The sequence below is a fragment of the Sphingobacterium sp. N143 genome (assembly GCF_030325625.1).
GTDB lineage: Bacteria > Bacteroidota > Bacteroidia > Sphingobacteriales > Sphingobacteriaceae > Sphingobacterium.
Genome location: NZ_JACAIS010000005.1, coordinates 311874 through 334233, shown reverse-complemented (window position 1 = coordinate 334233; position 22360 = coordinate 311874). Strand labels below are relative to the sequence as shown.

The window sequence follows — 22360 nt, the reverse complement described above, 5'->3', positions numbered from 1 at the left end:
GTCTGGACGGGACTCGAACCCGCGACCCCATGCGTGACAGGCATGTATTCTAACCAGCTGAACTACCAGACCTAAAAATCTTAAAAACTTATTTTGTTAAAGAACCAATTGAGATTGCTCTCTTTTGAAGCGGTCTGGACGGGACTCGAACCCGCGACCCCATGCGTGACAGGCATGTATTCTAACCAGCTGAACTACCAGACCTCAACCCTTCTCCTCAGAAGGTGTGCAAATATAGCGTTTGTTTGTGTATCTGCAAAGGTTTTTTGAAAAAAAACTAGTCTACTTGACCTTCTTTCATCTTCTCTGCATTCTCCGCAAACTGCAATGCATCGATAATACCTTGAATATCACCATCCATAATAGCAGGTAGGTTATACATCGTCATTCCAATACGATGTTCAGTAACACGGCCCTGTGGATAGTTGTATGTACGGATTTTCGCCGAGCGGTCTCCTGTGGACACCAGTGTTTTCCTTTTTGCGGCAATGTCACCGTTTTTCTTGTTCAGCTCAAGCTCATACAGTTTGTTGCGCAGCATTTCCATGGCCAGCTCACGATTGGCCAATTGTGAACGTTCCACTTGACAGACGACAACAATACCAGTCGGTTTATGGGTCAGTTGCACCTTTGTTTCGACCTTGTTGACGTTCTGTCCGCCAGCACCACCAGAACGAGACGTTTGCATCTCGATATCTCCTGGATTGATTTCAACATCCACATCTTCAGCTTCCGGCAAAACAGCCACTGAAGCCGCAGAGGTATGCACACGGCCCTGGGTTTCAGTGTCAGGAACACGCTGTACACGGTGTACACCAGACTCGTATTTTAATTGACCATAAACATCTTCACCGATTACCTTTAAGATGACCTCCTTATAACCACCAGAAGTTCCCTCCGTGACATCCATTACTTCGTTGCGCCAACCTTTGGTTTCGAAATAGCGGGTATACATGCGGTACAGGTCACCAGCAAATAAAGCAGCTTCATCACCACCTGTTCCACCACGGATTTCAATGATGGCATTTTTAGCATCTTCAGGATCCTTAGGAATCAGCATTAAACGGATTTCCTCTTCTTTTTCCTCTTTTTCAACCAATAATAAATCCAATTCCTCTTTGGCCATCTCACGAAGTTCTTGGTCCTTTTCGTTCATGATGATGTCTTTATTGGTATCAATATTACTCACCATATTTTTGTAAATATGGTATTGGTCAACGATTTTGCCCAAATCTTTATATTCTTTATTTAATTTGGCAAAACGTTTCATATCTTGCATGGTATCCGGGTTGCTTAACTCAGCTTCCACCTCTTCCCATCTTTCCTTGATCGCTTGTAATTTTTCTAACATATATCAAAAATGCTTCTTCTAGGAATGTATGACCTAGATTACTATTGAGAGTACAAAAGTAAGGAAATTTTGTTGCTTTTAAACTACCTAGCCAGCTATTAATGAGCGGAAACTGCTTTTAGTCCAATGATAGAGGCGATCAGTGTGAAAATAAAGAATATGCGCCAGAAATCCACTGGTTCTTTGAAGAAAAAAATACCCATTAAAACTGTTCCCACGGCACCAATGCCTGTCCAGACTGCATAAGCAGTTCCCAAAGGAAGTGTCTGTGTGGCTTTTATCAATAAACCCATGCTGGCAAATAGGAATACGGCAAAAGCTCCGTACCAAAGCCATTGCTCACTTCCTTGTGCATCTTTGGCTTTGCCGAGGCTCGTTGTAAAGCCAATTTCGCATAATCCGCCTAGTACTAAAAATACCCAATTCATATCTTTTTGATGTTTTGTTTCAGGGACAAATTTCCAATTTTAAATGGAGAATAATTTTAACAAATGTTAAAAATTGGTATGGATGTTTGCACGGATCCGGCTGAGTGTGACTTGGCTAACACCAAGGTAAGACGCGATATAGCCCAGTTTGATACGCTGGATATACTGAGGGTATTTCTGTAGCAATTCCGAATACCGTTCTTGTGCCGTATTGAAAAGCTTGGACATCGTTCGTTGCTCAGCTTTGATAAATTCCAGTTCTGCCATCTTTCGTCCCCAATTGGCAATGGCAATATCAGTTTCATAAAGCTCAAATAGTTGTCTTTGATCAATCTGGTAGAGGACACTATCTTCTAACAGATCGATATTTTCGTAACCCGGTGTATCGTGAACATAACTGTTCATGGATATTAATGTTCCCCCCGGGGAAACAAAGTCAAGGGTGATCTGTCTGTCTGAAGTTTCGTAGTAGACCCGGGCTAATCCGGAAGCCAAAAAATAGATGTCTTTTTGAATCTTATCCTGTTTAATCAGTAAACTGTTACGCTTCGCGGTGATTTTCTTACTGATTTGCTCAAGTTTAGCGGTGCTTTCCGGGGTAAGAAAATGATAGCTCTGGAGACATTCCGATAATGAAATTATGATTTCCCCGCCCATTTTTCCAAGCTTAAGGTTTCTCCATCCCATACGGCATAAGTATAATAATTCATCCATTCACCAAGGTTGAGGATTCGGCTCTTCGAATGGAGTTTAACATCGTATGGAAGATGCCTATGACCAAAGATATAGAAATCGTGATGCCTGTGTGCCTCGATTTCTTTTGCATAGCCGATAAGCCATTCTTTATCTTCGCCCAAAAATTTTTCATCTTCATTATTGGCAAGCCTACTGTGTTTGGACCATCGTGTGGCAATTCCGATGCCGAGATTGGGGTGTAGACGTGCAAATAGCCATTGGCAAAAAGAACTTCGAAATACTTTCTTTAACAGCTTATACTTATAATCGCCCGAACCTAAGCCGTCGCCATGGTGCACAAAGAAAAGTTTACCGTCAAGCTGAAGCTCAAGTTCGTTATCAATAATCTCAACATTCAGTTCCTCTTTGAGATAATCGAACATCCACATATCATGATTTCCTTTAAATAAGGTGATGGGAATCCCTAGATCGGTAATTTCCGCCAATTTACCCAGAAAGCGTATGTAGCCTTTTGGGACAACAGTGGCATATTCGAACCAAAAATCAAAAATATCGCCAACAAGATAAAGATGGGCAGCATCCGTCTTGACCTGCTCCAGCCATTGGACGATACGCCGCTCCCTTTCATGGGACAGTTCCTGTGGATAAGACCCTAGGTGAAAGTCCGAGGCAAAATAGATTTTTTTTCTTGTTGACATGTGCCCAAAACTAAAAAAAATGGCGGCGAATACAAAATTCAGTCTCCAATATATTTCGGTGGAACTTAGGCAGCTCCGCAAGGGGGGGCGTAAATAGGCAGTGCTTCAGGATCAGGTTTTCTCATCGGGGGCTTGAACTGATCTGGCGGTCAATGATAACAGGCATAAGGGATTCTGCTAGGATCATATCGTATGAATTTTTTATGCCATAACACTCACTTTCGAAGAGCTGTAGCAGTGACAAGTGTATTGGGCTGCTTTCATATTGTTTTAGATTTTGGATAATCGCATGTCCTGAAGGGGTAAAGTCTTGAATCTGAAATTATATTTGTTATTTTTGGGTGAAACAAGTATAAAATTTTTTATGATAAACAAAAAATTAGGTCTTATCCTGATGATTATAGGTATGGCAGGCACAGCAAGCACTGGTTATGGACAACAGCTAAAATATCCGACAACGAATAAAGGGACTGTTGTAGATGAATTCTGGGGTGAAAAAGTAGCTGATCCTTATCGATGGTTAGAAGATGACCGTTCAGCGGAAACAAAAAGCTGGGTGCAAGCTGAGAACAAAGTGACATTTAATTATCTAAATGGTATTCCTTTCCGGTCAAAATTAAAAGACCAATTGACAGATATATGGAACTATGAAAAAATAGGTACGCCATTTAAAGAGGGGGAGTACACCTACTTCTTTAAAAATAATGGATTGCAGCAGCATGCTGTTCTCTATCGTAAACAGGGAGAGAAGGGCGCCGAGGAAGTTTTCTTGGATCCCAACACATTTTCCAAAGATGGCTCGACTTCTTTGGCAGATGTTTCGTTTTCCAAAGATGGAAGCCTGGTTGCTTATTCGATTTCTGAAGGTGGCTCGGACTGGCGAAAGGTCATTGTATGGAACACAAAGGATAAAACACCAGTTGGAGAGACCTTGGTCGATGTGAAGTTCTCAGGTATTGCCTGGAAAGGTAATGATGGTTTTTTCTACTCAAGTTATGATAAACCAAAAGGGTCAGAGCTTTCTGAAAAAACCGACCAGCATAAGCTGTATTATCATAAACTTAAAACAGCACAATCCACGGATAAGCTGATTTTTGGTGGTTCATCAACACCAAGGCGCTATGTTGGTGCTTCACTAACTGATGACCAAAGATACTTGATTATTTCTGCGGCGAACACAACGACCGGTAATGAACTTTATTATCAAGATTTGAGTCAGCCAAATAGCAAGATTGTCTGCCTGCAGGATCACTTTGATGCCAATACTTCTGTCGTCGATAATATTGGAGATTCTTTTTTAATGGAGACTAACTATAACGCTGCCAACAACCGTCTGGTAAAGGTTGACTTGAAGAATCCAGCGAAGGAGAACTGGAAAGATGTAATTCCAGAGACCGAGCATGTGCTTTCGATCAGTACTGGCGGAGGCTATTTGTTTGCGAATTATTTGAAGGATGCTGTTTCTCTTGTGATTCAGTATGACTATACCGGCAAAAAAATGAGAGCGATTGAATTGCCTGGGATAGGAACAGCAAGTGGATTCTCTGGCAAGAAGAAAGAAAAAGAGATCTATTTTGGTTTCTCCAATTATATTACACCAGCATCAAGCTATAAATTTGATGTCAGCTCTGGTCAGTCCACACTTTACATCAAACCTAAAGTTAAGTTTGATACGGACCTATACGAATCAAAACAGGTTTTCTATACCTCCAAAGATGGTACCAAGGTTCCTATGATCATTACTTATAAAAAAGGAATTGAATTGAACGGAAAAAATCCAACCATTGTGTATGGCTATGGAGGGTTCAATATCAGCTTAACGCCTTCTTTCAGCACTTCGGTGGCTGTCTGGCTGGCTAATGGAGGCATTTATGCGGTGCCGAATTTGCGTGGTGGCGGTGAATATGGACAAAAATGGCATGATGGCGGGAGACAGTTCAACAAGCTAAATGTGTTCAATGATTTTATAGCTGCTGCACATTATCTTCAGGAAAATGGATATACCTCCCCCGAATATACAGCTTTGTCGGGAGGATCCAATGGAGGACTGCTGGTCGGAGCGACGATGACCATCGATCCTACGGTGGCAAAGGTGGCCCTTCCGGAGGTTGGTGTTTTAGATATGTTACGTTATCACACTTTTACGGCAGGCGCAGGCTGGTCATATGATTACGGCACTGTCAATGATAGTAAAGAGATGTTTGATTATCTGAAAGGCTATTCACCGGTACATAATGTAAAAACAGGTGTGTGCTACCCGGCGACAATGGTTTTTACCGGTGATCATGACGATCGTGTTGTACCTGCTCATTCCTATAAATTTGCTTCTGAATTGCAGGCTAAACAAGCATGTGATAATCCTGTACTGATCCGTATCGAAACGAAGGCTGGACATGGAGCTGGTCGATCCACGGAAGTATTGATCAATAGTACAGTAGATAAATATGCATTTGCGCTCTGGAATATGGGGATCAAAACATTAAAATAGGAAGCAACAAAAAGTTTTCGTTATACTGGGATGTTCGTGTTTGCGCAATAACCTGGTTAATATCAATAAAAAAGTCCGGCTAGTGAGGTAGTCCGGACTTTTTTATGCATTCTTTTTGGAAGGGGGCCTGTTAATTTTCCCAGGTTTGCACGTCTTTCATCATCTTGTCCAATGTTTCCTGATAAATGGGACGATCATCTTCACTGGCCATCTCGATGGCTTTGTTCTGCCATTTTATGGCTTTCTCTTTTTCACCTTTTTTATACAGCAAATTTGCATAAGTATCTAAGAAAGCGCTGCTAGGATCCTCAATAATGGATTTCTTACTCCAGCTAATCGCGGCAGCTATACATTCGGGATCACTGCTGTTATTAAAAATGGTCCAGGCAAAGGTATTTAATTGATGCGGTGTGAAATCCTCTGACGATAGATAATCGTTGATGGTGTTTTTCATCGCAACATAATTTTTGACTTGGAGATAATAGTGTGCTTTTATCTTTTTGAACATGGGAACGAAATCAATGTCCGGATATTTTTGGGCGAGCTGGTTCTGATAATTGTCCCACTGAGGTTCTTGCCTAGCATCGATCTTGATCTGTAATAGCTCATTGACCACCACATTGGCTAATGTCCGATTGGCTATGCCCGGTGATTCCAACAGGATGTCTATTTTCTCTTTGTTGTTACGAATCAGGTTGAAAGCTTTGGAATTGGTAAATTTTGCTGCTGCCAGTAAGATATGTACATTCTCTTTCTTAAACAATTCATCCGTACCCAATGAATTCGCCAAGGTGTTTTCGGCTCTGCGGGCTGTATTCTCGTCATACGCTATATTTGCTGCTTTCAGCATTTGCTTGGCTGTATAGATATCCTGTGGGCGTTTTTCGAATTTTTTTAATAACGTGTAATATTGTGTTTCCGGATATAACCCATCGGTTACATAATTGATAAAATCAGGGGCATCACTCGCACCCACAATGCGGTGTACAGCCTGGCCCTGTGGGTTGAAGATCAGAAAGGTAGGGAAAGACTGGATATTATATTCATTGGAGATGCTGCGGGCATCGGCATACCATTTTTTGACTTCAGCATTGTCAGACGCTGTGGAATCCATCTGTACACGGACACTGATAAAATCTTGATTGATGGGTTGTCCGACTTGTTCCAGAGGGAAGATCTCATTGCTCATATACTGACAGGGACCACACCAGGTGGCGAATAGTTCCATGAAAATAAACTTATTTTCTGCCAGCGCCCTTTCCTTAATTTGTTGCCAACTTTGCCCTTCTACAAATTTCACTCCCTTGGTTTGGGAATGAGCCATACTCCCCAAAAAAATTGTAAGGAATAATGCGATTATGCTTCTCATACTCACTGAACATCTAGATTTATAATTATGTTTAAGTTATCAAATTAATCTGAAAACAAAAACACCTCGGAAACATTAATTTCCGAGGTGTTTTTAACCGTTAGAGAAATCGCTTACTTGATATTTATCTTCGATTTCAGGTCTTTTGTCAAACCACCTTTATGTAACATTAACGATGTTGTTTTATAACGTACAAATTCTTTGGTAGCATACAGATAACCTTTATAGTCATTGGATGTTCCCCAAGAGTTTTTAACGATATAGTATTCTTTGCCATTTTGATCCTTTACAAGACCAACGATGTGCATGCCATGATCATCTGTTGTTTGCCAGTTGTCAAACGCTTTTTGTCTTTCTTCAGCCGTAACTTTGAGCTCTGGTTTTGGTCCAACGAACATACTTGCTTTTTCTTGATCAGTCATTTGTTCAAATGGTTTTTCGGGAACATAAGCCACACCATTTTTCCATGAAAATCCTTTTTCAGATACGTCAGTTGCCCAGGCAACAGTGTAACCCTTTTCTAAAGCATTGTCGATGATATCCGTTAGGTCATTCATCTGAACATTGTAGAAACGGTCAAATGACCAGTTGTCAGGGATTAATAATACAAATTGGCTGTAGTATGGATGGTCAGTAACGGAAGCGATACCTACATAATCATCAGGATTGATACCAATCACTTGGTCAGCAAAAGTACGTGGCGTATAGGATTTTCCATTGTAATCGAATTTTTCAGGAACTTCACCTAAGTACGAATCCATTGCTGAAGTATACGCTTTTTCCCAATTTGGGGTCAATGTTTTGCTTTTTACAACTGCGCCTAACATGGCATCCAACATGGATGTCATTTCACCGAAATTGTTGCGTGTGCTACCATAGTGCAGACCTGTATAGGCAGACTGTGGCATTGTTCCATATTTACGGAATGAATTCAGGACATCATGGAATTGACCACCTTCACCCAAAGACAAACCGCCATGAAGACGTACATAGGTACGTGCTTTATCTAAATAGGTATTGCGGGCAGTATAGATTTGAGAGATTTCAACCGGCTTTTTGCCCATACGAATCATCTCAGATTCAAGGAAAGAATTTCCCGAGTATGACCAACAAGTACCTGATGAACCTTGGTCCTTGATTGATGTGTTACCTAAGTTGATAACTTCAGTAAATGTAAATCCAGATTTGCTATTGTCATTTTGATTCGCTTTCAGCGAATTGATCAAATTGTCCTGTGCTTGTACTTGGAATGAGGCTGCAAAAAGAGAAGCCGCTAGTACAATCGATTTATTCCAATTCATTGTTAGTATTTTGTTAATTTAAAGTGGTGCTAAATTAAAAAAATTAAATTTAGTATGTCAATTTCCTCTGTAAAATAATTGTTCTTAAAAATAGCAGGGATTTTGTGCGTTTTCTGAATGGCTTGGAACCTTCAGCAGTGGTAAGAAGCTGAGCACCAAAAGGTCGTAAATTTTTACGACCTTTTGGTGCTCAGCTATTTATTCTATAATTTCTTTTTTCTTAGGAAAGAGCAAGGAAGCGATGATACTTATAGCCAGTATACTAACGATGACGATGAGTGAATGTGTCGTCGTAAAACCAGCTTCTGCCAACCAATGATGCAACAACATCTTTAAACCGATAAAAACCAATAGAAAGGCTAAACCTACTTTTAGATATTGGAATTTATGAATAATATTGACCAAGAGGAAGAACATGGACCGTAATCCGAGGATAGCAAAAATATTGGAGAAAAACACAATATAAGGATCCTTGGTCACTGAGAAAATCGCGGGAATGGAATCCACCGCAAAGATAAGGTCCGTGAATTCAATGACCAGCAATACGAGAAATAGAGGGGTCATATATTTGACGCCATTTTCTAGGTGAAAGAAATGTCCTGCATCTAACTTAGGTGTCACTTTGAAATATTTCGAAGCAAATTTGACAACCGGATGGTTCTGAGGATCGACTTCTTCCTCTTGATTCCGATTGATGAACATTTTTATCCCTGTAAATACCAGGAAGGCTCCAAAAACGTATAGAATCCAACCAAATTTAGCAATCAGGGTCGCACCAAGGAATATAAAAAGAAAACGCATGATGATGGCTCCCAGAATTCCCCACACCAATACTTTATGGTAATAGCGTTCCGGAATCCCAAAGGAGGTAAAAAGCAATACCATGACGAAAATATTGTCTACAGAAAGTGCGTATTCAACCACGTATCCGGTCAGATATTCCAGGCCAAGGTTTTTATTATAGACATCCAGGCTGGCAGCCAGATCCCCCGGGATGATCTTGATATCGTGATGGTGTTTACTAATGATCTCCTGCAGGTGGTCCAGGTCGTGGATATTGTGTAATTCAAATCCATAATGACGGAGGAGCCAATAGAATCCCAGGGAGAACAGCACCCAAATGGCACTCATGATACTGGCCATTTTTAAGCTTACAGGTTTGTCACCTTTGGAAAATAATCCAAGGTCGATTGCTAGCATCAGTGCAATGAAGATGAGGAAACCTCCAAAAAACATTAATTCGTGACTCATTTTATTTTTTTCGTTCTGTTGTGTACTTTACAAGTTGCTGTAAACCTTCTTTATATTCGCTGTCGGGAAAATCGTCCAAGATACGAAATGCGTCTTGCTGGTATTCCAGCATTCGCGCTGTTGCATATTCCAGGCCGCCACTGTTGCGTACAAAGTCAATGACCTCAGCAACTTTTTTAGGGTCTTCATTATGATTTCTGACCAGGTTTATCATCTTTCTTTTTTCACTGCTCCCTACTTGATTCAATGCATAAATCAAAGGTAAAGTCATTTTCTTTTCTTTGATGTCATTTCCCAGGGGTTTGCCAATATCATCGATACCAAAGTCGAATAGATCATCTTTTATCTGGAACGCGATCCCTATTTTTTCGCCAAACTGGTGGAGCTTGGTTACAGTGTCCTGGTCTGCATTGGATGATGCCGATCCGCAAGCACAACAAGAAGCAATTAAGGAAGCAGTTTTCTTCCTGATCACCTCAAAATATATGGACTCTTCGATGTCCAGCTTGCGGGCTTTTTCAATCTGCAGCAATTCACCTTCGCTCATTTGGTCTACAGCTTCGGACACGATTTTTAATAAATGATAATCCTCATGTTTGACAGATAGCAAAAGCCCTCTTGACAATAGAAAATCACCCACCAAAACCGCTATTTTGTTTTTCCAAAGCGCATTTATTGAGAAAAAACCTCTACGCTCATAGGAGTTGTCCACTACGTCGTCATGCACCAGAGAGGCTGTATGCAGCAATTCTACCAATGCAGCACCTCTGTAGGTCGATTCATTGATTCCGTTACAGATCCCTGCAGAGAAGAATACAAACATCGGCCGCATTTGTTTGCCTTTGCGCTTGATTAGATATTGTGTAATACGATCCAATAAGGGAACGGAGCTTTTCATCGAAGCTTTGAATTTCTTTTCAAAAGCTTCAAGTTCTTGGATTATAGGACGTTGGATCTCTCTTAATTTTGACATGAATTGGGGTGAAATACCAAAATAGTTAAAGCTTAAAGATAATGATTTTGTTACAACTCGTCGACTGCTTTCTCAAGATTTTTGTACCACTCTTCACCATAAGTCCGAATCAGCGGATCTTTTAAAAATTTATAGACAGGTACCTGTAATTCCTTCCCAAAACTACATGCATCTTTACAGATATGCCAGCGGTCGTAATGCAGCACATCAAACTCTGGATAGTGTGTGGTACGAATAGGGTAGAGGTGACAGGAAACGGGTTTGCGCCAATGTACCTCACCTAACTCATAAGCTTTTTCAATGGCACATTTGGTAATACCGTTTTCCCAGGTTACATAAGCACATTCTTTGTTCCCGTCAACACAGGTTGTTGTTAGATCACCATCCACATCAACCACATATTTACCCTGTTCTTCAATGGCCTCAATACCTTTTTCAGTCATATAGGGCTTTACTTTTGGATAAATCTCCTCTAAAATTGCCTTTTCGCTTTCCAGTAATGGTGCGCCGGAATCACCTTCAATACAACAGATTCCCTTACATTTTGATAAATTGCACACAAAGTCATTATTGATCAGATCTTCATGTACCAACACATTTCCTACTTCAATCATTCTAATTATTTTGAGTAGCTCGCTTTTTGTCCAAGTTTATACTTTAATCCGTTTGCTTCCAAGAGTTCCAAGGTGACAGAACCGATCAATATATCCACATTGGCTTTAACTGGGATCCGGTTACCATCATTGGTCACCCACAGGTAAAGCTTACTATTTTTTTTAAAGATACGTCCAGGTTTTATCTCAGGACTAAATTTAAGGCACTCTAATGTGCCCAATTCTGTTTTTATTTTTTCTATTCCTATGTATTGAATACCCAGGGTTGCAATTTCATCATTCAGGAAATAGGTCAACTTAAAAGATTCACCCGGTTTAACAGTGGAAAGATCCAGGTTACGAGCGAAGTAGTACGATGATAATAAGTCGAATGTCTGGTCAACCTTGGATGTAAATGTCCCCTTATTACCGACAACAGTATGGGTCTGTTGGTTAAAACGAACTTTATCATTCCGCCTATAACCTCCTTCACGGATATTTTCGGTATAATAATAGGGTAGGAATGTTTTACTGTTTATGTAGGAATTATATTCATTCCTCACGGTATATATCGCGAAAGCACCAGCAGTTCTGCCTGCAGCATATAAATGGAATGCCGGGTTTCCCTGGCCATCTTTTGTGTCGGCAACAGTCAGCGTTCCGGTGGCAGCCGAAATAATGCCATAGCGGAGTCTATATTTTAATTTTTCTCCAGCTTTAAAAGCGGATTCCTTTAAATGGGGCAGATCCTGGGCAAAAACAGTACTTACTAAAACCGATAAGTAAAGAAGCAAAGTCGATATAAGTTTCATGTACGTAAGTTTACGAAATTTGTTCGAAAAGAAAAGCTATTTTCATCCAAATAAATTACCTTTTCAGAACGATGAAGTTATCCTGTATTTTTGCTTATATGGACTTGTCGGATGATTTCTGCTCCTTATTGGTTCTCTTAAAAACGGGAACAGTTGAACAAGGTTCGCCATACATAATACTTTTTGCTACTTTGCTGAGCTTCACGGTAAACTGAACAAATACGGATTCTGGAATAAGAATATCTCCACAGCCCTTAACAACCACCCGTTGATCTTGGAACTGCAGCATATCAATCTGCTCAATCGCTGCGGCATATTGTATCCGTAGCAGCTCATCCAAATCTCCAAAGATGATACGCGTAGCATATGGCTCCAACTTATTTGCCAATAACATATAGGCCCAAGTAGGAATTATAGCATCCGCGGTACAGGTAATCGCAACATGTTTACCCGAATATTGGGACCAGTCATGTGCTTTGATAAATTCACGAAAATCCTTTTCCTTAAGGATCAGACCATGGAACAAATTATCCTTGATATCATATAATACATTGTCAGTATTGGGATGATAATCAGCTAAGTCTACAGTTACTAATCCGCTTTGCGCGACTTTATTGACAATATTTGTTTGAATTTCCATATGCATATCAAAAAAAAACCGGACGATAATTCGTCCGGTTACAAATTTACTTAAAAATCTTCTAAAAGAATTTCACCCTATTGTCAATGATTTCAGCTTTGTCTTGTAAAGCACGGAAAATAGATCCCCAAGCACGTTGGGCTTTAGCCGTAAGCATTTGCTTCTTTTGTCCATTGATATCCGAGATTGCCGAAGGATTCGTGAAACCGTTTACTTGTACCACGTACACACCTGTATTTCCTTCGATCGCTTTGGAAGGTTTGTTTGGCTGAAGGCCAAAGACAGTGCCCACAACTGCATTCTCTAAGGCTACGCCAGGAATAACAGGATTGGCAAATACAACATTGTCCACATGGATGGCGGATTTACCTACTTTCTGAGCGACTTGGTCAATCGAAGAAGCGCCAGCTAAAGCTTTGTCAAATTTATCCTTTAGGACTTTTGCTTTAACCATATTTTTAACCGCTGGTTCGATATCTTTCTTGACAGCATCTAAAGGAAGCGTTCCTTTGGGTTGGATGTTAACCAAGCTGGCCAGGATATAGGATGTTTCAGTTTCAAAAACCTTATCGGATACATCACCTTTCTTAGCTTCAAAAGCCCATTTTATCAAATCACGTGGTGCTTCATTTCCGTCAAGGACATTATCCATTGCGGTAACACGTGAAGCCGTTTTAGCTTCTAGGCCCAGTTTCTTCGCTTCTTGAGCAAAGTTTTGGGTCGTAGCTGTAGACAAGAAAGCTGTGGCTTTGCTGTGGGCATTATTTAATGTTTCTTTACCACTGTTGATAACCTTGTCGATGATCGCAACTTTTGCATATTTTGCTGTACCTATTTGTTGTTCGATTTTGATAATGTGAACACCAAATTGAGATTTTACAACTTTAATATCACCGGTTTTACCTTCAAAGACTGCTTTTTCAAATTCTGGAACCATGCGGCCTCTTGTGAAAGTTCCGAGCTCACCACCATTTGCTTTGCTTCCAGGGTCATTGCTGAACTGAATGGCCAATGCTGCAAAGTTGTCACCTTTCTGAATAAGACCTTTGATAGAATCTGCTTTTGCCAATGCTTTGTCTACACCACCTTCTGTGGTTGGATCCAATAAGATATGCGAAGCTTTCACTGAATCTGGACCTACCACAGTAGAGACAACTTTTGCAATTTCGTAAGCACCATTGCTTAAGAATGGGCCAACTGTGGTCCCTGCAGCTACGTTAAATACAACTGAATCCAAGGATGGGCTCAATTGACCTTTTTTCACATAGCTGAATGGATATTTGTTGTCAGAGTTGATCGATGCAAACAAAGAATCATCTTTTGCTACGATAAGGTCTTGTTTTAATTTGTCGATGGACTCTTTTACTTGAAGAGAGTCTTTGGCAAGAGGTTTGGCATCTACGATAACGTATTGGATTGCACGAGTTTCTTCCTGTGATTTGAACATGTTTTTATGCTCATCATAGTATTTTTGGTAATCCGCATCAGTCACTTTAGCTTCGGCATCTTTGACAGATGCATAGTCTAAAAGAATGTATTTGAAGTTTGCCAGCTTATTACGCTCTTGGTATTCTTCATTTGCTTCCAATGATGTTACATAAACGCTGTTAGAAAGCAATTCACCATATTTACTGCTCAGGCGCTCATCTCTAACACCTTCAAGTAAGGCTTCCCATTGGTCAGCTACGGCCTGGTTTCCAGCCGTGTTTACCTGGCTCAGAAAAGTCATTAATTGACCATGGTCAAACTGACCAGTCTGTGGGTTGGTAAAAGCTTGAACGATCTGAGGCGAAGGATTTGGTCCTTTTACTAAATCATTTAATTCATCTTTTCCTACAGTCAAACCAATTTTTTCGATTTCTTTTTTCAAGATTTCTCTCGATAAAAATTGATTCCATACCTGTTGAACGGCATATGTTCTCATTTGGGGGGTGACAGCACCGCCCATTTGTTGTTTGAACATTTCTTCTGTTTGTTCAACCTGTTGATTGAACTCAGGATATTCAATTTCAGTTCCGTTGACTTCCCCTACACGATTTTGATGTCTGGCCCAAAAAGGAGCTCCTCCACGAACGACATCGCCTAGTAAAAATGCTAAAATTGCGATAGCCATAGCCGCGGTCAAGATGACGCCAGCTTTGTTACGCAAAAAGCCCATTAATCCCATAGTCTGCTTATTGTGTTTATATTGTGTAAATACTTGTATTTCGTTAATTTATGCATAGCATAGCAAAATGCGGTGCAAGATACAATTTTTATAAAAAAAAACGGAATATTTCCTGAATGTAATAAAACAAATTTGAAAACTATTTGTATCAGGATATTTTTTTAACGGCATCACCTCACCATCCCAGAAGATTGTGTGAAATCCATCAATATCCGGTAGCAAAAGCTTTATTTGCCGATTGAAGGAAATAAACTATTGTTGGTAATGACGGTATATCCCGTTGCATTGCTGATATTGATGTTTTTAAAGTCCTTGTCCGAGGTGAAGGAAGAGCCTTGCAGATTACCGCGATTGTCTTTAAAAAATGCGGTAATTGGCACATGGTTATAAAAGGTGACATTGTCATTGCTGTCTGCTTTGCCCTCATCATAGATAATTTCCTCTGTTTTGATGACAGAGCCATCAGCCATTGTGACTACGACATTCTTGGTAAAAGTGGTCGTTTTTTCTTTCTCTCTACGGATAGCGTGGTCAGAGGTGATGCGCTGTGTTTCTTTTAGGTTGTCGTCGTAAAATATGATTTTTATACTCTTAGGAAACTCATATATTTCTGTACTGTCATGCTTGATACGCATTTCCGGCGCGGTTAGATTGGCTTTTACACGTGTGGAATCGCTATAGATAATATCTACATGGCGAGATATATCCACTGCTTCCTCTTTTTTCAGGTTAGCAATCCGGTCGACCTCCTTTAAGTCAGGTTCACATGAGGCCAATGAGAGCGCCCCCAGTAAAAATATCATTACTAGGGGCGTATGTTGTATTATCGGAAGTGCAAATACTTTGCGTACCATACTTTTAATCAAGTGGAGGTTTTCTAAACCAACGGTCATTCAATGTAAACCCAATATTGAAATTGATGTAACGTTCACGGATCAAGCTGTTATTGATTTTACCCATCTGGCCAAATTCGGCGGAGAAGTTGACTTTAGAAAAGGCCCCAGAATATTGGTTTCTTGCGAAAGGTAAACCAACACCGATCGTTATAGCCATGTCATTGATATTTTGATCGCTGAGGAAATACTGCGTTTTATTGTATCTAAAACCTAGCCGGTAATCCACCTGATTCAAATATTTGAGGGAGGAAGCATCGGGTTTTAATTGACCACCAATGGCTACACCATAATTCTTGCGCAAGCGATTTTCACCTTCCCGTACCTGGAATCTGGACCAATCGGCATATTTGAAGTCCGCTCCGACCAGCCAACGCCCGTTACGGGCCAATGTAACCCCCACATTATGCTTTAATGGGAGCGTCAGGTGCCTGCTGATTCGACTAGAGACATAAGTGGTGTCTAAGGGAATATTTTGATTGTCGGGATCTGAGGATGGTGTGACCCGGGTAATGAATGAAGTGGATCTGTCTTTGATATCATTGTTTAACGAACCGGAGTAACCAAAGGTTAATGCGTACTCCTTGCCCAGCGGTTGTTCGTACTGCAAACCATAATCAAAGATAATCCCTTGAATTTCACGTTTATCCTGACGTTGTGTATTCAATGCACCCGAATTAGGAGAGAATTCAACACGGCTATAATCATTGAGCGTACCAAAGAGATAGGACATGTTGGCTCCTATACTCAGTCCTTTAATAATACGGACACCCCAACCGGCATAAGCCTTCGTCAGACCTCCTTCTCCGGTAAAGATCTTGTTGTGGATCTCACCATTTAGCGTTTCCTGAGAAGCCGTACGATAACCTACATCTGAAAAGGGCAATATACCCATGCTGATACCACCAAACCTTTTCATAGGAAAAGTCATCGTGATATGACTAAAGGCAAAATCTGCCGTATTGTCTGACTTGTTCGTAGAATTTAGTTGTGTGAAATTGCCATATAATCCTGCGTCAAACGTTGTGAAATTTGCCGCCGAATAAGATGCAGGGTTGCTTGGATTGGTGTTGTAGACATTATTGATCCTACGGACACCGGTATTGATGCCGCCCATAGCTCTATATTGCGGTAATAAATCCTCACGGATCTGACCTATCCCTAGTTGGGAATAAGGTGAAGCGGATGTCGTTTTCTGAGCAAATGCGGTCGTCGAACTAGCTAAAATTCCACCTGCAAACAACAGTTGGAGTGATTTATTTTTTAGAGAGCTTATAAAGCGTTTCTGCATGGTCAATCTATAAAATTGAGGACTAATGTTTTTAGTGAAATCTATGAGTTTTAACCCTAGTGATTAAATATTCTGTGCTTTTATGCGCATACAAAACTATTCAATTTTTGCGAGCTTGTTAAACCGATTTTGTTAAAAAAGGTTAAACACTTGTTGTACAGGTGTTTAGAAAAACTGAAAGTAGATTATCGTCAGTGCTATAATGGCGTACACAATTTCAAAAAACCATTTCTTTTTGACATAGGTAAAATAGTAAGCCATATATATAGCAATCGGGGGGGCGCAGAGTAGGAAATGTGCTTCTGTTAATTTCTTGTTCCAATAGAAAGACGCTACGGCTAAACATAGCATGAAGAACAATAACTGAAATGACTTCCGGATATGGACAATGCTTTTAAAAAAATTGTCTTTGAGGATCAATAAAAAAAGTACCAGTGTGAATAACACGGGGATCAATACCAAGTAATCGAACAACTGAATACGGATCGCCGTTGGGAACTTATAGGTAAAAGGTAACCAGATCGTGTAAAACAGATCCATTTTTCCAACCCATAGGTAAATCACAGCCAAGATAAAGTATACCGTGGCAAGCCCTAACAATGGTGTAATCCACTCGCGCCAACTGAAGGGTCTAAAGATGAGCAAACTGATCCATAGTAAAAAAAACATGCTTAAAAACGGGAAGTAAATTAAGCTTCCGATGCCAACGATCATGCCAAGATCGAACATTTCTGCTTTGACGTCAGTCTGACGATAGAGCGATAGCAATTTGCTCAACATCCATATGGAAATAAAATTACAGATGAGTGTTGGAGAAAGAATCAAGAAGGGTAGAAATAGACTGGCCAAAGTCATATACATCAATGCGACCAGAAAGCTGGGTTTCCCCAATAGATTGAAGTGGCTGGTTATACGATTGAGGATTGTCGCCTGAAAGATAGTTAATATTAGGGTGATAAAAACATTCGTTGCGGGCGAGAGGTTGATTAAGTTGTTTTCTCCCAAAAGGTTGCCAAGTGCAGGCTCAAAGATTACAGAATCAAGTTTATCAGGTAGATGGAGAAATATGCCTAAGCATAAGACAAACCCTACCAAAGATAGAAATAGAATATTTATTGGTGTATAGTTTCTAAATTGACTTATAATCATGGGGAGTGATGAATAGGTTGCTACTTATTCTTTTTTTCCAGTTTGCTGATACGACGGTCAAGCAAGAAGAGGAAGAAGGCCAGGCCAAGAAAGATGACCAGCATAACCAGTACGACCACATAGATTTTACCCTCACTACGTAGTCCCGTGGCCATTTCTACGTCATCCTGTGCAAATGTACTTAAAGTCGATAGAACGAATAATACAATGGACAATGTTATTTTTTTCATCTCTATATTAATTAAGCGTGCATAGTTTCAGCCTATCAAGGTGCTGTGCTGCACGTAGTATGTTTTTTTTATTTATAAAATCCTTAACGAGGACTGTATTGTTGATTACAAATAGCTACCTGATGTAGGCGTTTGTATTTTGTTTTGTCCTTACGAATTGAACTCGTGTTCTTTTTTTTCCAACAAGCGTATTCTATAGCGGAGTGAACAGATCCAGAAGGCGATCATTGGCCAGCCTATCATTGCTGCATAGAATGTTGGACGGAGCTCATTGCTCATCTGTAATTGTCCGAACGTTGCATTGCCACCACTCCCAGGATGTAGCGAATCTGTCATTTTGGGGAGAATATAGAGCAATACAATAATGATGGGGAATGCAAAAATGTTATAGACAGCAGATATTTTGGCTCTTTTTTGTTCCTCTTCAAGTGCATTTCGCAAGACAAGATAAGCAAGATACATTAAGGTAGCTATGGCCGAACCATTTAGTTTCGGGTCATTTGGCCAGGGCTCGCCCCACGTTATATTTGCCCAAAGCATGCCTGTGGCGAGTCCCAGAAAGCAAAATGTGATCCCGGTATTGACCGCTTCTATGGCCATGAGATCGTATTCTTGTTTTCCGGTGTTGAGGTATTTGATGCTATAAATAACAGAAATGAGGTACATCACGATCATGGCGGACCACATCGGGACATGAAAATAGACATTCCGTATGCTTTCGTGGAGGATGAATAGGCGCGGAACGGGACCCAATAGCCCGTTGATAATGACCGCACAAATAATGACTACGGCTAATATTTTCCACCATTTTTTTCTCATGGGTAAATTGAATTTAATGTGTTTTCAATGCTAACATCTAATCTCGCCAAAGGTACGGAAATAACAATAAAGAAATAGTGATCGTGATTACATTAATTGCAAGTAATACCATTATTTCTTTTGCACTTGAAGCCCTATCAAGTCCTTCCATCGCATTGCGTGAAAGCTTGATCAGTACAATCAGCAAAGGAATAATGGCGGGGAAACTGAGGATGGCCATCAAAGTACTGTTATTCCCGGCCTTGGAACTTATGCCCGAGATCATGGTAAATACACTGGCAAAACTTATACTTCCTAGGATGACAGCGATAAAATATAAGACCGGATCTCCGAGTGGATTCTTAAATATGATAGAATAGACGAAGTAGGCAATGGTCGCTAGGATGACCATGAGCAACATATTGTAAATGACCTTGGCGAGGATAATGGCCCTTGGGTCAACTAGGGAGTAATAATAAAGTTGTCTGTTGGGATTTTCCTGAACAAAGCTTTTGTTGATGGCATTAATGGATGCAAATAGCATAATGATCCAAAACAAGGCGTTCCAAACAGTAGTATCTACTGATTTGAATGCTTGATAACACACAAATACAGTAGATACGACGTATAGCAGAATTCCGTTGATGGCATATTTTGATCGCCATTCCAGAATGATATCTTTAAGAATTAAGGTTTTTACCTGCTGCAGTAAAGTCATATACCGCAAAGATACAAATGAATTTTGACCACGGGAGGTGGCCAAAGGATCTATTCTTAAAAAAAATGTTTTTTTACTTATGTATTAGAAATTTTTGATTTTGCGGCATCAGTCGTATTGTCAATTTTACTTGCCAAGTTTTGAGCGGCGTTGTTTGCGTGATCCAATGCCTCCCTACCAGCTTCTTTGGCTTTATTTTTCAATGCATCAGCATCACTTGAAGCCTTGCTGAATGCCGACTGTGCTTTTGACTTGAGGTTATCTAATTCCACAGATGCTCTATTTGCCAGTTTTTGTGCTTTTTTAGCTTCTTTCTTAGAAAGATCCTTCAATGATTTAGTTAAGCTTTTAATGCCATCATTTGCACGATCCAATTGTTTTTTTCCGTCATCAGTTCCTAAAAGATACCATGCAGCAGCTCCCGCAGCCAATCCTACCAAAGCAAATGCCACTAATCCATTTTTGCTATTTTTCATAATTCTTCTATTTTATTGTGTATGTCAAATAATAATCAAGTATGATACCAAATGAACAATCACTGAAAGAATTTGTTTAAAAAGAATCAATAATTAACAAAATTTTACATATCTATTTTTTGCTGTTTGGATTGCAGGGTATAGAGGTGATGATAGAGACCGCCCGCGGACTGAAGGAGTTCAACATGTGTCCCAGATTCAGAGACAATACCATTTTCAATCACAATGATTTTGTCTGCATCCACAATGGTGGATAGCCTATGGGCGATGATGATGGAGGTACGCCCACGCATCAGTTCTTCAAGTGCTTCCTGCACCTGTCTTTCCGATTCAGAATCTAATGAGGAGGTTGCTTCATCTAGGATAAGGATCGCCGGATCTTTGAGCAGGGCACGGGCAATGGCAATACGCTGGCGTTGCCCGCCGGAAAGTTTGACACCGCGTTCACCGACGATGGTATCGTATCCTTCTGGAAAATTCAATATAAATTGGTGAGCATTGGCACGTTCAGCGGCGGCAGTGATTTCGGCTTCTGTCGCGTCAAGTTTGCCATAAGCAATATTTTCGCGGATCGTTCCACCAAATAGCAGCACATCTTGGGGGACAATGGCAACCTGGTTCCGTATATCACAGAGGTCAAAATCCGTGGCCGGTTTGCCGTCGTAAAGTATTTCACCACTGTTGCTCGTATAAAATTGTAGTATTAATGCTGCAATAGTCGATTTACCGGTGCCACTGGGGCCTACGATGGCGACTTTGTCTCCTGCATTGGCTGTAAAATTGATGTCCTTAAGGATTTCAATATCCGGGCGGCTTGGATAAGCAAAGGCAACATGGTTGAAACGAAGGTTTCCGCTCATAGCTTTGCCGATTTCCTTACAGGAAGGTTCAACTTTAATTTTCTCCTGTGGTTCACCCAGAATTTCCAGGATCCTTTCACTCGCGCCTAAGGAGCGCTGAATATTTGCATATAATTCAGGAAAGCTGCCCATTGATCCGGCAACAAACATAGAATATAAGATATAAGTCGTCAGGTCGCCCACAGACATTTCATGGATAGACACCAAAGCAGCGCCATACCAGATCACCGCGATGACTGCACCGAAAATACAGAAAATGATAAACGATGCAAATGCCCCGCGAAAGGTCGCTCCTTTGACCGCCAGTTTTACAACGGAGTCCATCTGGTTGCTATAGCGGTTAAATTCAAAATATTCATTGACAAATGCCTTCACATTGCTGATGCCAAGCAGGGTTTCCTGAACAATACTATTGGACTCGGCCATCTTATCTTGTGCTTGCCTGGAGAGCTCGCGGATGAATTTTCCAAAGATAATGGCAGCCACAACGATAATGGGTAGGATACAAAGGTTCATAAGAGCCAGTTTTGGCGATACCCAGACCAGTAAAAACACTCCGAAGCAGAGACTGATCAGCTGTCTCAGAATTTCGGCTAAGGTGGTGGTCAGTGTATCTTGAATCTGTGATAGGTCTGCGGATAACCTGCTGTTGAGTTCTCCGACACGACGGTTTGCAAAAAACTCAATCGGTAAGGAGATCAGTTTCAGATAGCTGTCTTTTCGGATCATCGCTAACGCGCGTTCTGCAATCTCAACAAAGATTCGTATCCGAAAAAAAGAAACGATGGATAGAAAAGATAGAATGATGAAGGCAATTCCACCTATATAATACACTTCTGGAGGCAGCCATGTGAATTTTTGTTTGCCCTGGGCGGCATCAATCATGGCGCCGAGTAAAGCTGGGAATGCCAGCATGGCCAAACTGGATAATACCAAGAAAAACATGCCAAGGCCAAATTTAAACCGATAAGGCCTTAAATAGGTCAGTATTTTCGATGCCTTTAATAAGAGTTCCTTATTTAATTTTGGTTTTGGTAGATCTTCTTCTTGTTTATTGCCGCTATTGAAACCTCTTGCCATATCCGCTACTTCAAATTTTGTTGCGAGGACAAATGTAAAGAGATTAAAAATATTTTGCTATCATACTTTGGTCAATTTTTTAGGAATTGTTCCATCTT

At 40.5% G+C, this 22360-nt stretch carries 21 protein-coding genes and 2 tRNA genes; 1 reads left to right on the top strand and 22 read right to left on the bottom strand.

Annotated features, from left to right (window positions below; genetic code table 11):
* The 6 genes from HX021_RS12410 to HX021_RS12385 all read right to left on the bottom strand — a co-directional run bounded on the left by HX021_RS12410 (window position 1) and on the right by HX021_RS12385 (window position 3173).
* A tRNA-Asp gene (locus HX021_RS12410) sits at window positions 1-72 on the bottom strand.
* A 58-nt stretch (window positions 73-130) separates the two neighbouring features.
* Window positions 131-204 (bottom strand) — tRNA-Asp (locus tag HX021_RS12405).
* Between the two features lie 73 nt (window positions 205-277).
* On the bottom strand, window positions 278-1351 hold the full coding sequence (gene prfA / locus HX021_RS12400; protein WP_286590681.1) for a peptide chain release factor 1: 1074 nt from the start codon (window positions 1349-1351) through the stop codon (window positions 278-280).
* A 98-nt stretch (window positions 1352-1449) separates the two neighbouring features.
* On the bottom strand, window positions 1450-1779 hold the full coding sequence (locus HX021_RS12395; protein ID WP_286590680.1) for a DMT family transporter: 330 nt from the start codon (window positions 1777-1779) through the stop codon (window positions 1450-1452).
* A gap of 66 nt (window positions 1780-1845) precedes the next feature.
* Window positions 1846-2466 carry a Crp/Fnr family transcriptional regulator gene (locus tag HX021_RS12390; RefSeq protein WP_286590679.1) on the bottom strand — a complete coding sequence of 207 codons (621 nt, stop codon included), beginning with the start codon at window positions 2464-2466 and terminating at the stop codon, window positions 1846-1848.
* On the bottom strand, window positions 2418-3173 hold the full coding sequence (locus HX021_RS12385) for a UDP-2,3-diacylglucosamine diphosphatase (protein WP_286590678.1): 756 nt from the start codon (window positions 3171-3173) through the stop codon (window positions 2418-2420). Before HX021_RS12385 ends, HX021_RS12390 begins: the two co-directional genes overlap by 49 nt.
* A gap of 364 nt (window positions 3174-3537) precedes the next feature.
* Here HX021_RS12385 and HX021_RS12380 point away from each other — a divergent pair, with 364 nt between their 5' ends.
* The gene (locus HX021_RS12380) at window positions 3538-5661 is read left to right on the top strand and encodes a prolyl oligopeptidase family serine peptidase (protein ID WP_286590677.1); all 2124 of its coding nucleotides are present in this window, start codon (window positions 3538-3540) and stop codon (window positions 5659-5661) included.
* Between the two features lie 130 nt (window positions 5662-5791).
* Here the strand turns inward: HX021_RS12380 and HX021_RS12375 are convergent, their stop codons facing one another.
* The 16 genes from HX021_RS12375 to HX021_RS12300 all read right to left on the bottom strand — a co-directional run bounded on the left by HX021_RS12375 (window position 5792) and on the right by HX021_RS12300 (window position 22262).
* Complete coding sequence (locus HX021_RS12375) at window positions 5792-6985, bottom strand: thioredoxin family protein (RefSeq protein ID WP_286590676.1); 1194 nt, start codon at window positions 6983-6985, stop codon at window positions 5792-5794.
* Window positions 6986-7143: 158 nt separating this feature from the next.
* A complete protein-coding gene (locus HX021_RS12370; protein WP_286590675.1) occupies window positions 7144-8331 on the bottom strand; it encodes a C1 family peptidase in 1188 nt (395 codons plus the stop codon).
* 198 nt (window positions 8332-8529) lie between these two features.
* Window positions 8530-9582 carry a TerC family protein gene (locus HX021_RS12365; protein ID WP_286590674.1) on the bottom strand — a complete coding sequence of 351 codons (1053 nt, stop codon included), beginning with the start codon at window positions 9580-9582 and terminating at the stop codon, window positions 8530-8532.
* A 1-nt stretch (window position 9583) separates the two neighbouring features.
* Window positions 9584-10555: a polyprenyl synthetase family protein gene (locus HX021_RS12360; RefSeq protein ID WP_286590673.1), complete on the bottom strand. Its 972-nt coding sequence runs from the start codon at window positions 10553-10555 to the stop codon at window positions 9584-9586.
* 50 nt (window positions 10556-10605) lie between these two features.
* A complete protein-coding gene (locus HX021_RS12355; RefSeq protein ID WP_286590672.1) occupies window positions 10606-11169 on the bottom strand; it encodes a DUF3109 family protein in 564 nt (187 codons plus the stop codon).
* Between the two features lie 5 nt (window positions 11170-11174).
* Window positions 11175-11960 (bottom strand): DUF3108 domain-containing protein, encoded by a 786-nt coding sequence (locus tag HX021_RS12350; RefSeq protein WP_286590671.1) that lies wholly within the window; start codon window positions 11958-11960, stop codon window positions 11175-11177.
* Window positions 11961-12054: 94 nt separating this feature from the next.
* Window positions 12055-12600, bottom strand: coding sequence for a DUF2480 family protein (locus HX021_RS12345; RefSeq protein WP_286590670.1), 546 nt, complete (start codon window positions 12598-12600; stop codon window positions 12055-12057).
* A gap of 61 nt (window positions 12601-12661) precedes the next feature.
* Window positions 12662-14767 (bottom strand): peptidylprolyl isomerase, encoded by a 2106-nt coding sequence (locus HX021_RS12340; RefSeq protein ID WP_286590669.1) that lies wholly within the window; start codon window positions 14765-14767, stop codon window positions 12662-12664.
* 227 nt (window positions 14768-14994) lie between these two features.
* Window positions 14995-15621 (bottom strand): LPS export ABC transporter periplasmic protein LptC, encoded by a 627-nt coding sequence (gene lptC / locus HX021_RS12335; protein ID WP_286590668.1) that lies wholly within the window; start codon window positions 15619-15621, stop codon window positions 14995-14997.
* A gap of 4 nt (window positions 15622-15625) precedes the next feature.
* Window positions 15626-16951 carry a BamG family beta-barrel-assembly machinery protein gene (bamG, locus tag HX021_RS12330; RefSeq protein ID WP_286590667.1) on the bottom strand — a complete coding sequence of 442 codons (1326 nt, stop codon included), beginning with the start codon at window positions 16949-16951 and terminating at the stop codon, window positions 15626-15628.
* Window positions 16952-17116: 165 nt separating this feature from the next.
* Window positions 17117-18100, bottom strand: a complete 984-nt coding sequence (locus tag HX021_RS12325) for a DUF6427 family protein (protein WP_286590666.1) — start codon at window positions 18098-18100, stop codon at window positions 17117-17119.
* A 20-nt stretch (window positions 18101-18120) separates the two neighbouring features.
* Window positions 18121-18330 carry a CcmD family protein gene (locus HX021_RS12320; RefSeq protein WP_286590665.1) on the bottom strand — a complete coding sequence of 70 codons (210 nt, stop codon included), beginning with the start codon at window positions 18328-18330 and terminating at the stop codon, window positions 18121-18123.
* 150 nt (window positions 18331-18480) lie between these two features.
* Window positions 18481-19149 carry a cytochrome c biogenesis protein gene (gene ccsA, locus HX021_RS12315; RefSeq protein WP_286590664.1) on the bottom strand — a complete coding sequence of 223 codons (669 nt, stop codon included), beginning with the start codon at window positions 19147-19149 and terminating at the stop codon, window positions 18481-18483.
* Window positions 19150-19186: 37 nt separating this feature from the next.
* Window positions 19187-19846 carry a heme exporter protein CcmB gene (locus HX021_RS12310; RefSeq protein ID WP_286590663.1) on the bottom strand — a complete coding sequence of 220 codons (660 nt, stop codon included), beginning with the start codon at window positions 19844-19846 and terminating at the stop codon, window positions 19187-19189.
* 77 nt (window positions 19847-19923) lie between these two features.
* The gene (locus HX021_RS12305; protein WP_286590662.1) at window positions 19924-20322 is read right to left on the bottom strand and encodes a hypothetical protein; all 399 of its coding nucleotides are present in this window, start codon (window positions 20320-20322) and stop codon (window positions 19924-19926) included.
* A 104-nt stretch (window positions 20323-20426) separates the two neighbouring features.
* Window positions 20427-22262, bottom strand: a complete 1836-nt coding sequence (locus HX021_RS12300; RefSeq protein ID WP_286590661.1) for an ABC transporter ATP-binding protein — start codon at window positions 22260-22262, stop codon at window positions 20427-20429.
* Window positions 22263-22360: the final 98 nt, after the last annotated feature.

What these genes read in the sequence shown, in the direction of transcription:
- HX021_RS12300 (WP_286590661.1), bottom strand. Translation starts at nt 22,262, where the DNA reads ATGGCAAGAGGTTTCAATAGCGGCAATAAACAAGAAGAAGATCTACCA.
- HX021_RS12390 (WP_286590679.1), bottom strand. Translation starts at nt 2,466, where the DNA reads ATGGGATGGAGAAACCTTAAGCTTGGAAAAATGGGCGGGGAAATCATA.
- HX021_RS12320 (WP_286590665.1), bottom strand. Translation starts at nt 18,330, where the DNA reads ATGAAAAAAATAACATTGTCCATTGTATTATTCGTTCTATCGACTTTA.
- HX021_RS12345 (WP_286590670.1), bottom strand. Translation starts at nt 12,600, where the DNA reads ATGGAAATTCAAACAAATATTGTCAATAAAGTCGCGCAAAGCGGATTA.
- HX021_RS12370 (WP_286590675.1), bottom strand. Translation starts at nt 8,331, where the DNA reads ATGAATTGGAATAAATCGATTGTACTAGCGGCTTCTCTTTTTGCAGCC.
- HX021_RS12385 (WP_286590678.1), bottom strand. Translation starts at nt 3,173, where the DNA reads ATGTCAACAAGAAAAAAAATCTATTTTGCCTCGGACTTTCACCTAGGG.
- lptC (WP_286590668.1), bottom strand. Translation starts at nt 15,621, where the DNA reads ATGGTACGCAAAGTATTTGCACTTCCGATAATACAACATACGCCCCTA.
- HX021_RS12310 (WP_286590663.1), bottom strand. Translation starts at nt 19,846, where the DNA reads ATGACTTTACTGCAGCAGGTAAAAACCTTAATTCTTAAAGATATCATT.
- bamG (WP_286590667.1), bottom strand. Translation starts at nt 16,951, where the DNA reads ATGCAGAAACGCTTTATAAGCTCTCTAAAAAATAAATCACTCCAACTG.
- HX021_RS12365 (WP_286590674.1), bottom strand. Translation starts at nt 9,582, where the DNA reads ATGAGTCACGAATTAATGTTTTTTGGAGGTTTCCTCATCTTCATTGCA.
- HX021_RS12325 (WP_286590666.1), bottom strand. Translation starts at nt 18,100, where the DNA reads ATGATTATAAGTCAATTTAGAAACTATACACCAATAAATATTCTATTT.
- prfA (WP_286590681.1), bottom strand. Translation starts at nt 1,351, where the DNA reads ATGTTAGAAAAATTACAAGCGATCAAGGAAAGATGGGAAGAGGTGGAA.
- ccsA (WP_286590664.1), bottom strand. Translation starts at nt 19,149, where the DNA reads ATGAGAAAAAAATGGTGGAAAATATTAGCCGTAGTCATTATTTGTGCG.
- HX021_RS12350 (WP_286590671.1), bottom strand. Translation starts at nt 11,960, where the DNA reads ATGAAACTTATATCGACTTTGCTTCTTTACTTATCGGTTTTAGTAAGT.
- HX021_RS12375 (WP_286590676.1), bottom strand. Translation starts at nt 6,985, where the DNA reads ATGGCTCATTCCCAAACCAAGGGAGTGAAATTTGTAGAAGGGCAAAGT.
- HX021_RS12340 (WP_286590669.1), bottom strand. Translation starts at nt 14,767, where the DNA reads ATGGGATTAATGGGCTTTTTGCGTAACAAAGCTGGCGTCATCTTGACC.
- HX021_RS12395 (WP_286590680.1), bottom strand. Translation starts at nt 1,779, where the DNA reads ATGAATTGGGTATTTTTAGTACTAGGCGGATTATGCGAAATTGGCTTT.
- HX021_RS12380 (WP_286590677.1), top strand. Translation starts at nt 3,538, where the DNA reads ATGATAAACAAAAAATTAGGTCTTATCCTGATGATTATAGGTATGGCA.
- HX021_RS12355 (WP_286590672.1), bottom strand. Translation starts at nt 11,169, where the DNA reads ATGATTGAAGTAGGAAATGTGTTGGTACATGAAGATCTGATCAATAAT.
- HX021_RS12305 (WP_286590662.1), bottom strand. Translation starts at nt 20,322, where the DNA reads ATGAAAAATAGCAAAAATGGATTAGTGGCATTTGCTTTGGTAGGATTG.
- HX021_RS12360 (WP_286590673.1), bottom strand. Translation starts at nt 10,555, where the DNA reads ATGTCAAAATTAAGAGAGATCCAACGTCCTATAATCCAAGAACTTGAA.